Consider the following 12427-nt stretch of genomic DNA (forward strand, 5'->3'; position numbering starts at 1 on the left):
TGCCTTGATTTTACCATCCAAAATTTTGAGCAAAGGCTTGATTAAAAATTTATTTGTGCTATTATTTGTATAGTGGAGAAGGTCTGCTCATATATACTCACAGTCTATTACCATAATTATTACCTCATGTAGATTAAAGCACCTAATTTTTAGCTTCGATAATTAACAAAACTCACCTCCTATTCTCATAGATCAACCTTTCTGAAAACCCCTTACAGAACATTCGATAAAATATTGGAGGGATCTACTTTCGATACCCTAAAAAAATATTCATAACAACTATATATATAGATAAGGAGAAAAAGGAGAAACTGGTGAGACGGAATCGAAAAATTGCAGCAATAGCAGGAGCAGCAGGTCTAATAATTTCTGCAATTTCATTATTAGTAGATATGGGTAACTTAGGCATTAACATTGTTCGGGGTAGGTCGCCTTCTGTGATAGAAATAACAGACCGCTTTTCTTGCAAGTTATGACGAGATACAAAAAGAGGAGAATATGTTTGGACGCTGATGTATTACGATGGCGAGAAAAAACAACCTTGGTTAGGTATGGTCATACCTATGGGAGGAGGTTGGACTCCTAAGAGACAATGCCAAGAAATAGAAAAGCGGTTAGAAAATTTTCGGCAAGATGGTTTAGTTTTTCTAGGGTATCGCGACAACCCGAATACTCCACAACAACAAGTCTTATGTGTCAAAACAAAGTTAAGCAGTGATAGTTGTCCGTTGTTGATTACTTTGGATGTAGGGACGGATAGTTATCAAGCGTTGCGAGATACTACCAAAGCATTAAGAAATGGAGAGTCTTGTTATCAGTCGGCAAACTCTAATTCTTCTGGGGAGTCGCGTGTTGTTTATTTAGAAACTTTTTTGGCACAGGAAGATAAGTTGGCAGGAAAGTAGTAGGGTGTGTGACGGCATCCTTTTTTCGATTTTGGGAAACTGAAGAAATTTTGCTGTCACGCACCTTTTTTTAGGTGGTAGATAATCTGATGGTATATTGTTCCCTGTTCCCTCTTTTCTGGAGATGTTTAATAGACATAGGCGCGATCATCAAAAATCAAATCAATCCCATACGCATAAATCATCAATTCTTTCCTCCTACTCCCTACTCTGTACGGACGTTCCATGCAACGTCCGTACCACTCCCTCTTTTCTGGAGATGTTTAATGAAATATAGTATTTTAATTCAATGGTCTGAAGAGGATAAAACCTATATTGCTGGTTTACCTCAATGGGGGAAGTACGCTCAAACTCATGGTGAATCTTATGAGGAAGCACTGAAAAATGCGAAGGAAGTTTTGGAAGATTTAGTTTATGCTTATGAGGAAATGGGAAAACCTCTGCCACAGTTACAGAATTTACAAACAATCTAATTTGTATGGAGAGCGATCGCCATCTTGAAGTTAGAAGTCATATCAAATCCGTCTGATTGGACATAAAAAAATTCTCCAATCGTCATAACTACGCTCGTCAAAGTGATTCTCTCTGCTCCTGAATTCTGAATTCTGGCTCCTGACTCCTTTTGACTTAACCAATCTATGACTGTTTAACCTGATTTGATATCATAACTCAGAAGTCAGAAGTTAAAATTCTTTTTGTGACTAATCTTTTGGATGGTCAGTAACTTATATCGAACGCTCGATATATTTTATTCGACTTTGGGAGAAAAACTGGTAACTGAATGTGGCGATCGCCATCTTGAAGTTAGAAGTCAGAAGTCAGAAGTCAGAAGTTAAATTCGTAGCACGGACTAATTTGGATAAATGAGACCTGATATGACTTCGTTAAAATTCATTCTAGTTTTTGTTGATTAATATAAGCACGCAAAACTTGATTGATAATAGTTTTATAGTTTGGAGTTTGATGTTTAAACCAGTTGATAATATCTAGATCTAATTTAATCAAAACTGTTTCTTGAGATATCGGTTCAACTCTTCTAGCTTTTTGCCAAAATTGTTCGTCAAGTTCGGGAATGTCTGAGGTGTCAATCTCAGAGTCATTTATGTTTTGTAATTCTTTAAGTCGTTCTGGTGAGATAGTCATAATAAATTTTCTGTTCTTTGAGGGTTGCTTTTCTAGCTGAGATGATACAAGTATTACCGTTACCTTCTGTATGAACAACAGTAATAATTACAACACCTTGAATAGCTCCGATACTAATTTCACGAATCTCTCCATAATCATATCTTTCATCAATAGCAGTAAAAACTATGCCGTAAAAAATTTCGGTTGCTTCTTCAAAGCTAATGCCATGTTTTCTGAGATTCTGTTGGTTTTTGTTTTCGTCCCACTCAAACATTAAATTGGTTGGATTTTAGGCTATATAACCCTAAGACTTTTCACTATTTATAATATTCTAGAATTATCTCTTTTGAGATTAAGCTATATCCCCTTTTTGATTTTAGGGAAACTCAAGAAATTTTGCTGTCATGCACCTTTTTTTTATTGATAATCTGATGGTGCATTACGCTCAAAGCTAACTAAATTTACATAGTGGATAATTTATATCGAACGCTCGATATATTTTATTCAACAGAGGTCAGGTAGGGAAATATTGGTTGATTTGTTTTTGAGGAAGGTTTGAATGTGGCGATAGTGCTACGCACCGCTACGCGAACGCCAAGCCATGAAAAATGCTTGATCAGAAATATTAGGTGAGTAGAAAATCGTAGGGTGCGTGACGGCATCCTGTTTTTGATTTTAGGGAAACTCAAGAAATTTTGCCGTCACGCAGATTTTTTTTAGATGGCAGATAATTTGATGGTGCGTTACGCTAACTTTAGATATTAAAGTTTACAAGTCTCAGTAACAGGAGAATTTGGTATAAAAATATAATATACTCCTAACCCAGTTCTCCCCCCCCTCTCATCTCCTGGAGTTAAAGAGGGGAAGTAACCATGAGCATATGGTCTTCTATTGTGAAAACCTTGTTCCCACCAATTCAACCATTTTCCACCTTTACGCCATCCCACTTTATCAGCGAAGGCTATCCATACTTGTTGGTTTGCTTCCTTAGTACCACCAAGAATCTGATAAATTTGCTTTTGAACAGAAAAGCCAAACTTACCATTACTATACTCCACCCAAAGTTTGTCAATCGTGCCTAAATCCTGACAAGAAAAATTATCTACATCCTCATCTGTGAGCCATCCTTCCGACTCCCCACCTGCTACTTTTACCATTACTCTGTATGTTTCAAAGTCTGCTTCTGTCCATTTTCCCTCTGCCAATAAGTTGCGAAGTTTTGTATAGTCAACTCCTTTAGCTGAAACTAGAGGAATATCATTCATATTAATAGGCATACCCCAAGAAAAGGTCAAATTTTGAAAGTCATTAACCCTTTCCACAGCTTGCTGATAAGTTTGCCGTTGCTCTTCAGACAAACTTGCTTGATAAGAAGCAAAATTTTGCACAACTTCTACATCACTCATTCCATGTACTGCCACAACCTCACCTTTCACATCCACAACAGGCGATCCACTCATCCCACCCACGCTCAAAGCATCATAAGAAACTCCATAACCCCGCGCCAACTTATCCAAACCCGAAACTTTACCTTCAACAAACTGGGATACCAACTTCCCACCCCGAATAGGAAAACCAGAAATATAGATAGAACTACCTTTTTTGAGACTTTCTGAATTACCTATTTTCAGCGCCGGATAATTACAATTTCTTCCTACTGCCTGAAAAGTAACCAAAGCTAAATCAATATCACTGGGAAATATTTCTATTTTGGCAACTTGCCAGACTTTTTCATCCCTAGTCTGTAATAATCTTTCCCCTTCTTTTTTCACAACATGAGCTGCGGTTAGTACGGTACAGACTCCTGCTTCTCCAGACACAAAAAAACCAGTTCCATGTCCGGGTTGATTTTTATAAAATAGTTTGACAATACTAGGCTCCAGTCGAGAGGCAATTTTTTCTGAGGATAATTGCCCAGAACAATTTGTCATAGTTAATGCCAGGAAGGTTAGACCAAGGATGGGAGGTAGATATTTCATCTGTTTCGGAAGTTTGGAAGTTTGGAAGTCTGATTTTTCTTCATTTTTACCAGGAACTTCAATTGTAGGCTTTCCCTTCCCATAGACAAAATTTAAAAGGTCATTGCCCTAAAAAAAGAGGTACTCTTTTCCCATAATACTTATCTACTTTAAAAATAGAACAACTTTTTCTGCCTGTCAAGGAGCGATATAGCTGCTGCTAGGCTTCGCCAACACTCAACCAGTCTCTTTTTTCTTCTTTTACCTACAAATATGCAGGCTTAAATAATTTCCACAGTTAAAAAATTGGGTGGTGGTGCATAGTAATGGTAAAGGAAGCACTGGGAGTTTGGGGAGATGGGGGGATGGGGAGTGTCGGAGAAATTAAAAAATATATATCCTCACCATTACCATGCAGGACTACCAAAAATTGAAAATTCCTCCTCACTTCTGACTTCTGACTTCTGAGTTCTAACTTGATAAGGGGTTCGAGTTTAGAGACCAAACCCCTACAGTTATTTGGAAGCTAAAATATGAAAAGCGATAATCATTCAGTTCAGCAGTAGGAGCATCTTGCTCCTGTGCCTCAGCAAGCTGAATATTTATATTGGGTTTCGTTACCTCAATCCAACCTATTTAAAAAAAAGTCAATACTTTCCCATCATACTTATCTAATCTGAAAATCAAACAACTTTTTCTAGCTGTCAAGGAGCGATCGCCTAATTCTTCAGCAGTAGGAGCATCTTGCTCCTGTGCCTCAGCAAGCTGAATATTTATATTGGGTTTCGTTACCTCAATCCAACCTATTTAAAAAAAAGTCAATACTTTCCCATCATACTTATCTAATCTGAAATGAAATTTTCGTGTATTTTTGAAGTAATTGGCTCGCTCTGCGTAGGTGCTTATTAAAATGAAAAAGGAAATTAGTGAGTAGGAGTGCGATCGCGTAGCGGAATGTAGTTTTATCGCGTTTCCGTCAATATTATGTAAATCAAATTACAATTAATAATGTTGATACCAAACTACTACTATGGCTACTGAAAAGGTTAATCCAAGGGAATATCAAAATTTGAGCAATTCCTCAAAGCTCATCAATATCCAAACTATGAGCAGCAGATAAAATTCCTGAGAAATTTGCAAACCCTTCGCTCAACTAGCGCTGCTCATCGTAAGGGCGACAAGTACAAAAAAATTGCCAAGACTTTTGGGTTGAAAGACAGTAACCGTTCTGATGTGCTGAAGGAAATTCTTGTTGAAGCTATAGACTTTCTTGCATCACTTGAGAGACTCTTTTGTTAAGAAACTAGCAAGGAAGTTAGAGGTATCCCAGGAAAACAATTATTACCTTTTGCCGGCTCAATTTCTCCTGAAGACCTTCAAACTATGGGCGAAGCAATTAAACAAAATTGATGAAATTTTCAGATATTTCCTAGAAAATTATTATGAAAAAGTCTGAAAAGATTCTAGCAACAACCTCTAAAAATTTAGCCAGCTTAGTTTTATTTTTTGTATTAAGGCAAAGCCAGACTTAGGTGAAAATTGCGAGGCAATCTTGATGAAAGAAATGGAGGAGTGAATTATTATTGTTGATACCAGATTTTGAGTTGCCTTAGATAAGAAAAATAATAACAATTATCAAACTATTAAAGTTTACTAATTGGGATGGCAGGATTTGAACCTACGACCGCCTCGCCCCAAACGAGGTGCAATACCAAGCAGCGCTACATCCCGGCTACAAAATTCCTAATAATATTTTATCGAAACTAAATTGCAAGATTTGATGTCGGGAGTATGTCAATGAAAACTCTTGTTACTAACCTGCTTAATTTGTTAAGCTTAACTTGCATATCAAACTACAGCAGAGGCATAAAGTGGTAGTCAAGCCAGATTGGTTAAGAGTAAAAGCCCCCCAATGGCAAAGAGTTGGTACAGTCAAAGAAATTTTGCGAGACCTAAATCTCAACACGGTCTGCGAAGAAGCTTCCTGTCCAAATATTGGCGAATGTTTCAACGCCGGAACAGCAACCTTCTTAATTATGGGACCTGCTTGTACTCGTGCTTGTCCCTACTGTGATATTGATTTTGAGAAAAAACCTCAGCCTTTAGATATTACCGAACCAGACCGACTAGCAGAAGCAGTCAAACGCTTGAAACTTAATCATGTGGTCATTACTTCTGTCAATAGAGATGATTTGACAGATGGGGGTGCTAATCAATTTGCTAAATGTATTTGCCAAGTCCGGGCAATTTCACCTCAGACAACTATCGAAGTCCTAATACCAGACTTATGTGGTAATTGGCAAGCCCTAGAAATAATTCTTAACGCCAAACCAGAAGTAATTAACCATAATACTGAAACTGTTCAACGATTATATCGTAGAGTCAGACCACAAGGTGACTATCAGCGCACATTAGAACTTTTGAGGCGATCGCGAGAATTAGCCCCAGAAATTTATACAAAATCTGGAATTATGGTAGGTCTCGGAGAAACAGATGCAGAAGTCCAAGAAGTAATGAAAGACTTACGAGCTGTTGACTGCGATATTTTAACCATTGGACAATACCTGCAACCAACCCCTAAACATTTACCAGTAGCTACTTTCGTCAAACCAGAACAATTCGATCGCTGGAAAGAAATAGGTGATTCGATGGGTTTTTTACAAATTGTTGCTTCCCCCTTGACTCGTAGCTCATATCATGCTGAACAAGTCAAAGAATTGATGGTCAATTATCCAAAGGCCAAAAGTTAGAAGGAAACTGGTGATGGGTTTGGCCTTTCATGTACTTGGGCAAAAGAATATAGGCCAGTGGGTGTATTACCCATCACCCCCGATTGCAAAAACGATCGCTGGTAAAGTGTGATTTTGAGGACTTATTATTGTATCTAGATTTACTTAATAGCTCAAAATTGATAAGTAAAGATATTAAACTTGCTACATATAAAAAAGAAAAATGCCTTAAATATAAGGAAATAAAACTAAAAAAGTGTAACTATAAAAAACACCAAAAAAGTAATAAGAGAAAATTTAACCTCCACAATCAAAAAATTTACGAAGTGATCGGGAACAACCTCTAATAGTGATGAACATTAATATAGCTTCTGACGAAAATCACTTTTTTGTAGCAGAAGTATCAATATACTAAAAATTAAGCCTAGAGAAGTTAACTGAAGCAAACAACTATATAGACAAATGTACTCTCAAAGTCCATCGTTAACACAATCAGTATCAACGTAAGCTTAAGTTCATTCAGTCTAAGTTGTTAGGAGCAGTCAGGAAACATAACTAGAGCAAATGCCAACTTATTAGGAATTAGGCATTTTATCCACAGACTGTCACTAAGTGCAGCCTCTTGTCACCTGGAGTAACTGAGATGATCGTTATGTCAGCAACTTATCCTTACACTGAACAATCCGAAGAACAACTGCACTCTAATAACTTGCAGCCTGAGTTTCCCGAAGATTTAGAGCAAATAACCAACGAATTAGCAACGGAGGATGAACAAGCGGACAATGCTCAAGTAAGTCCAAACCGTAGCACCACCGATTTAGTCCGTTTGTACCTCCAAGAAATTGGGCGAGTTGATTTGCTAGAAAGAGATCAAGAAGTCTCTGAAGCTCAAAAAGTCCAACGCTATATACAGTTATTGGAATTACGCAACAAAGCAGCTCAAGAAGAAGAAGGAGGAATTCAATGTTATGTTCAGTTGATGGAAGTTCGCGATCGTCTAGCAGCTCAGTTAGGACATAAACCATCATTTGAACGGTGGGCAAAGGCAGGAAATGTATCTGTGGTAGAACTTAAACAGATTATTGCAGCAGGAAAACTTCGCTGGGCAGAATTAGCAGGTTTAAGTGTAAAAGAACTTGAGCAAGTCCAAAGCGAAGGTATTGAAGCCAAGAATCAGATGATTAATGCTAACTTGCGTTTAGTAGTGTCAGTAGCGAAAAAGTATCAAAATCGTGGTCTAGAACTTTTAGATTTAATCCAAGAAGGTACTTTAGGTTTAGAAAGAGCAGTTGAAAAATTTGACCCACGACGGGGGTATCGATTCAGCACTTATGCTTATTGGTGGATTCGTCAGGGAATTACAAGAGCGATCGCTACTCAAAGTCGGACAATTCGCTTACCTGTCCACATTACTGAAAAGTTGAACAAAATTAAAAAAGCACAACGGAAAATTTCTCAAGAAAAAGGACGTACAGCAAAAATTGACGACATTGCCCAAGAACTAAATATGACACCTGCTCAAGTTCGGGAAGTGCTAGTAAAGGTTCCACGTTCGGTTTCTCTGGAAACTAAAGTAGGTAGTGATAAAGATACTGAATTAGGTGAACTTCTGGAAACTGAAGATGCTTCTCCAGAACAAATGCTGATGCGGGAGTCTCTAGTACAAGCATTAAAAGGATTATTATTAGATTTAACTCAACGAGAAAGGTCTGTAATTTCCATGCGTTATGGTTTAGAAGATGGTCATCCCTACTCCTTATCAGAAATTGGTCGTGCTTTGAAACTGTCTCGGGAACGAGTCCGTCAAATTGAAGCAAAAGCTCTACAGAAGTTGCGTCAACCAAAGCGTCGTAATCAAGTACGGGATTATTTAGAATCTTTGACTTAAAGAAGCAGTCAGTCGATTCAGTAGGGTGCGTTAATGAAATGTAACGCACCACCTATCCCAAATATTTCGGTGCGTTATGCATCTCCCCATCTCTCCATCTCCCTACTCCCTACTCCCTAAGGATGAAAATAATCGTAAATCTGCTGCGCCAATTTTGGTCCGACTCCCGATACTTCTGCTAACTGTTCCACTGTTGCCATCCTAATATAATCAACGGAATGAAAATGCGCCAATAACAATTTTTGTCGATGTTGACCTAAACCGGGAATCTCATCTAGACGCGATCGCTTCATTCTATGACTTCTTTTATCCCGATGGAAACTTACGGCAAACCGATGCGCTTCATCCCGCAACCTCCGTAACAACTGCACCCCTGGTTGTTCGGCGTCAGTTTTTAAAGGTAATGACTCCCCTGGTAAAAAAATCTCCTCCCGTTGTTTTGCCAAACTGACCACCCGCACTTCTTCTAATATATTCATCTGTTCCATCACTGCCACTACTGCCGAAAGTTGACCTTTCCCACCATCTATCATTATTAAATCTGGTTTCTCTGGAGTCGGTTGTTTTTCATAGTCACGAAACCGTCGCCCAATAACTTCTGCCATACTGGCAAAATCATCAGAATGACCAATGCGTACTTCTGGATTTTTAATTTTATAATGTCGATAATGTTGTTTTGCTGGCAAACCATCAAGAAATACTACTCGCGACGCTACTGCATCCGAACCTTGAATGTGAGAAATATCATAACCTTCTATCCGGTGAGGTAACTCTGGTAAATCTAATATTTCTGCCAAGTCTGTCATTGCTTTATTGTTGCGATCGCTCATTTTTGCCAACCTGAGCAACTCATACTCAGCATTCTTTTTTACCATTTCTATTAATTCTGCTTTTCCCTGGCGTTGGGGTACGAATATTTCTACTTTTTTACCTTTCTTTTCTGTCAACCAATTTTGCAAAAATTCACTCTCTGGTAACTCATTTTGCACAATAATTTCTGTGGGAATTTCTACAGATTCTACTGTTTGATAATGGGATTCTAAAACACGCTGTAAAATTGTTCCTAATTCCTGAGTTTCTGCTGTTACTAAATTAGGAGTTTCAGCAATAAATCCTAATCTACCTACTAATTTTCCTGCCCGAATTTGGAATAGTTGAATACAAGCAATTTGATTATTTCCTGCTAGAGCAATTGCATCTCTAGAAACTCGGTCGTCTGGTAAGGAAACTTTTTGGTCAGCATTTAAAGAATTTAAACCTCTAATTTGGTCTCGAATAGCTGCTGCTTTTTCAAAATTCAACGCCTCTGCTTCTTTTTCCATTTGAGTATTTAAAATATTGATTAATTCTCCAGTCCGACCTTGAAAAATCATTGCCACTTTTTGCACAATTTTATGATATTCCTCTGGAGTAATTAATGTCTGACAAACTCCCGGACAGCGACCAATATCATAATTGAGACAAGGGCGGTCTTTAAATAAAGGTTTTGGTCTTTGACGTAAGGGAAAAATTCGTTTGACTAAATGTAGAGTATTTCGGAGTAATCCTGTATCAACATAAGGACCGTAATAACGGTCTTTAGCTTTACCTAAGCTACGCTTTCTAGTAATAAAAATTCTGGGATAATTTTCCGACCAAGTTATGCAGAGATAGGGATATTTTTTATCATCTTTGAGTAAGACATTAAAGTATGGTTGATGTTGTTTTACCAGATTAGCTTCTAATGCTAAAGCTTCAGCTTCTGTATCTGTGACAATAAATTCAATTTCGACTATTTGTTGTACCATTAAGCTGATACGATGAGTGTGATTTTTTCCGTCTCTAAAATAGGAACGAACTCGGTTTCTAAGTTTTTTAGATTTGCCAATATAAAGAATGCGATCGCTACTATCGCGCATTAAATAAACTCCTGGAGTTTGAGGAATTTCTTTGAGTCGATTTTCTAAACGTTCTGAGTCTTTTATTATGGGTAAAGTTTGAGTTTTCATATTTTTAATTATCCTAAATGCTCAAGATTTAACCTAAATATATAGCAATATTATTTCCGGTTGAATAGTTATAATTAAAGTTCGTAGTAGGGCTTTAGCCCATTAGACCTCTCCGGAAAAGAGGGAGTAGGGAGTAGTAGGGACGTTTTCGGCTAAGAGCCGACATGAAACGCATTTTTTTTATGCAACGTCCGTACAAAGTAGGGGGAAATAATTAATTATTTATGCACTATAATTGATTTTATTTTTAATTATCACGCCTATGTCTATTAAATATCTATCTTAGGGCTAAAGCCCTACTACAAACAACAACTTTCCTTTTAAAAAACAGTAAAATTATCACATTTTATTCCTAATAGCTATATACTCAATCAAAACAAAAAATGTTGTTATAAAATTATTATGTACTTCTAGAAATTTGGAAAATCACAAAATGAAAAACCTGCTCTATATTACCAGTTTATTGTTTTTCCCCACTGTTCAGAGTTCTTATGCTCCCCTTTCCTTATAAAGGTTTATTTATAACTATTAAATCGGATATGATATTAATTATTCATTCAGATAAATTCTGAAATATCACCTGTTTTACTCAGATGAAATAGAGCAATTGCATCAGCTCCTGACTGAACATTTGCCAGACAACAAATATCTGTAAAATTTTCAGAAGTGAGTGATATTTTATTCCGATAACTTTTGTGCAAATGACCACAAACTACTAACTTTGGTTGTAACTCATCTACTAACATTCTTGCATATTCATTTCCCACCAGATCGTAATAACCTCGACTCCTACGTTGCTGTTCAAACTGTTCAGCATCCGCAGGATTTATAATATTAGCAGGCCAGTCATGTAATAACAAAATATCTGTAGATTTATAGCCTAAAGCTTGAATAATTTCTGCTTCTGTAAAAGCAATATAATCTTTATTAGAAGACCTGTTAATTTTGTCAACTTTAAGTCGGGAAATATGAAATTTTTCCTCTTGATAAATACCAGAAACTCCTACAACTTTTAGACCTGCTAAAACTACCGTTCCGACCCTACCCAAATAATAGCAATTATGATTCAAGAATTTAGAATTTAGAATCAAGAATTTAGAATTACCGAATAATTAAGGTAAAAATCCTCTCACTCGCCGTGGAGAAACAATGTGAATATTTTCCTTTTATTCAATCCAATCCGTTTTAGGGAGAGGTAATTATCAATTATCCATTATCAATTATCAATTATTGAACTCTTCTTATAAACAAGAGGATTGGCTAAAAGGATTTTTTTCTTCTCTCTTGGGAGATTGGATATGGCGAAGTTTCTTCGCCATCCCACCCTACGGGAAACTTCGTTAACGACCGCTTTTTCTCCATGAATGGAGAAAAAAGAAAAAAATTTCTTTTAGGCAATCCTATCCGTTATAAGAAGAGGTAATTATTAATTATTAATTATTAATTATTAATTATTAATTATTGAAGATATTTTGTAGGTGCATCCATTGTTGCTAAATCTGTTTCATGGCGATGGGGTTCAAAATCTCCTACTTGGAGAATAAATTTAAGCTGTTGATGAGAATCATTTTCCCACTGCTGTAGTAAGCCAATAATTGTATACAGATAGCCGTGGACATCACCAACTACTGCAAAAAATATGTCTTGATAGTTGTTCAACATTATACTTTATCTATTCATATTATTTTTTAATAAATTATTTAGATTATCATTCAATACTCAACCTGCATTTCTGACAAACTTTGCGATTCTAGTCGCTAAAAACCTTGTATAGCAAGCATTTAACCCTGCTTAAAAGAGATAAAAAAAACAAAACACTGTTGAAAACCTTATT

The 12427-nt window shown here is 36.8% G+C and carries 11 protein-coding genes, 1 tRNA gene and 1 pseudogene; 6 read left to right on the forward strand and 7 right to left on the reverse strand.

Translation table 11 applies throughout. From position 1 onward, the window contains the following. The first annotated feature begins 314 nt into the window (after positions 1-314). From F6K22_RS01030 to F6K22_RS01045, 4 genes and pseudogenes are all read left to right on the forward strand, one after another. Positions 315-476: a hypothetical protein gene (locus F6K22_RS01030; protein WP_293092370.1), complete on the forward strand. Its 162-nt coding sequence runs from the start codon at positions 315-317 to the stop codon at positions 474-476. A gap of 30 nt (positions 477-506) precedes the next feature. Continuing rightward, positions 507-905, forward strand: a pseudogene (locus F6K22_RS01035) (COP23 domain-containing protein); the annotation flags it as partial. A 266-nt stretch (positions 906-1171) separates the two neighbouring features. Further along, positions 1172-1378, forward strand: coding sequence for a type II toxin-antitoxin system HicB family antitoxin (locus tag F6K22_RS01040; protein ID WP_293092372.1), 207 nt, complete (start codon positions 1172-1174; stop codon positions 1376-1378). Between the two features lie 240 nt (positions 1379-1618). Next, positions 1619-1741, forward strand: coding sequence for a hypothetical protein (locus F6K22_RS01045; protein WP_293092374.1), 123 nt, complete (start codon positions 1619-1621; stop codon positions 1739-1741). 55 nt (positions 1742-1796) lie between these two features. Here F6K22_RS01045 and F6K22_RS01050 read toward each other — a convergent pair whose 3' ends face one another. From F6K22_RS01050 to F6K22_RS01065, 4 genes are all read right to left on the reverse strand, one after another. Continuing rightward, entirely contained in the window at positions 1797-2048 is a 252-nt protein-coding gene (locus F6K22_RS01050) for a BrnA antitoxin family protein (RefSeq protein WP_293092376.1), read from the reverse strand. Further along, the gene (locus tag F6K22_RS01055) at positions 2023-2304 is read right to left on the reverse strand and encodes a BrnT family toxin (RefSeq protein ID WP_293092378.1); all 282 of its coding nucleotides are present in this window, start codon (positions 2302-2304) and stop codon (positions 2023-2025) included. The genes F6K22_RS01050 and F6K22_RS01055 overlap by 26 nt, the downstream gene beginning before the upstream one ends. Before the next feature lie 487 nt (positions 2305-2791). Beyond that, positions 2792-4009 (reverse strand): GUN4 domain-containing protein, encoded by a 1218-nt coding sequence (locus tag F6K22_RS01060; protein WP_293092380.1) that lies wholly within the window; start codon positions 4007-4009, stop codon positions 2792-2794. A gap of 1636 nt (positions 4010-5645) precedes the next feature. After that, positions 5646-5719, reverse strand: a tRNA-Pro gene (locus F6K22_RS01065). A gap of 116 nt (positions 5720-5835) precedes the next feature. Between F6K22_RS01065 and lipA the strand changes: the two genes are divergently transcribed. Both lipA and sigC read left to right on the forward strand, forming a co-directional pair. After that, positions 5836-6738: a lipoyl synthase gene (gene lipA / locus F6K22_RS01070; protein ID WP_293092390.1), complete on the forward strand. Its 903-nt coding sequence runs from the start codon at positions 5836-5838 to the stop codon at positions 6736-6738. A 631-nt stretch (positions 6739-7369) separates the two neighbouring features. After that, positions 7370-8605, forward strand: coding sequence for an RNA polymerase sigma factor SigC (gene sigC / locus F6K22_RS01075; RefSeq protein WP_293092392.1), 1236 nt, complete (start codon positions 7370-7372; stop codon positions 8603-8605). Between the two features lie 116 nt (positions 8606-8721). On the opposite strand, the gene uvrC is transcribed toward sigC, so the two are convergent. From uvrC to F6K22_RS01090, 3 genes are all read right to left on the reverse strand, one after another. Further along, on the reverse strand, positions 8722-10593 hold the full coding sequence (uvrC, locus tag F6K22_RS01080; protein ID WP_293092382.1) for an excinuclease ABC subunit UvrC: 1872 nt from the start codon (positions 10591-10593) through the stop codon (positions 8722-8724). Between the two features lie 557 nt (positions 10594-11150). Beyond that, positions 11151-11663: a metallophosphoesterase family protein gene (locus F6K22_RS01085; protein WP_293092384.1), complete on the reverse strand. Its 513-nt coding sequence runs from the start codon at positions 11661-11663 to the stop codon at positions 11151-11153. 388 nt (positions 11664-12051) lie between these two features. Then, positions 12052-12255, reverse strand: coding sequence for a metallophosphoesterase family protein (locus F6K22_RS01090; RefSeq protein ID WP_293092386.1), 204 nt, complete (start codon positions 12253-12255; stop codon positions 12052-12054). Positions 12256-12427 lie beyond the last annotated feature (172 nt).

This window comes from Okeania sp. SIO2F4, assembly GCF_010672385.1.
Lineage (GTDB): Bacteria > Cyanobacteriota > Cyanobacteriia > Cyanobacteriales > Microcoleaceae > Trichodesmium.

Bases quoted from the DNA above. Each gene is read 5' to 3' on its own strand.
- F6K22_RS01055 (WP_293092378.1), bottom strand. From the start codon at position 2,304: ATGTTTGAGTGGGACGAAAACAAAAACCAACAGAATCTCAGAAAACAT.
- F6K22_RS01040 (WP_293092372.1), top strand. From the start codon at position 1,172: ATGAAATATAGTATTTTAATTCAATGGTCTGAAGAGGATAAAACCTAT.
- F6K22_RS01060 (WP_293092380.1), bottom strand. From the start codon at position 4,009: ATGAAATATCTACCTCCCATCCTTGGTCTAACCTTCCTGGCATTAACT.
- F6K22_RS01050 (WP_293092376.1), bottom strand. From the start codon at position 2,048: ATGACTATCTCACCAGAACGACTTAAAGAATTACAAAACATAAATGAC.
- F6K22_RS01090 (WP_293092386.1), bottom strand. From the start codon at position 12,255: ATGTTGAACAACTATCAAGACATATTTTTTGCAGTAGTTGGTGATGTC.
- sigC (WP_293092392.1), top strand. From the start codon at position 7,370: ATGTCAGCAACTTATCCTTACACTGAACAATCCGAAGAACAACTGCAC.
- uvrC (WP_293092382.1), bottom strand. From the start codon at position 10,593: ATGAAAACTCAAACTTTACCCATAATAAAAGACTCAGAACGTTTAGAA.
- F6K22_RS01045 (WP_293092374.1), top strand. From the start codon at position 1,619: ATGGTCAGTAACTTATATCGAACGCTCGATATATTTTATTCGACTTTG.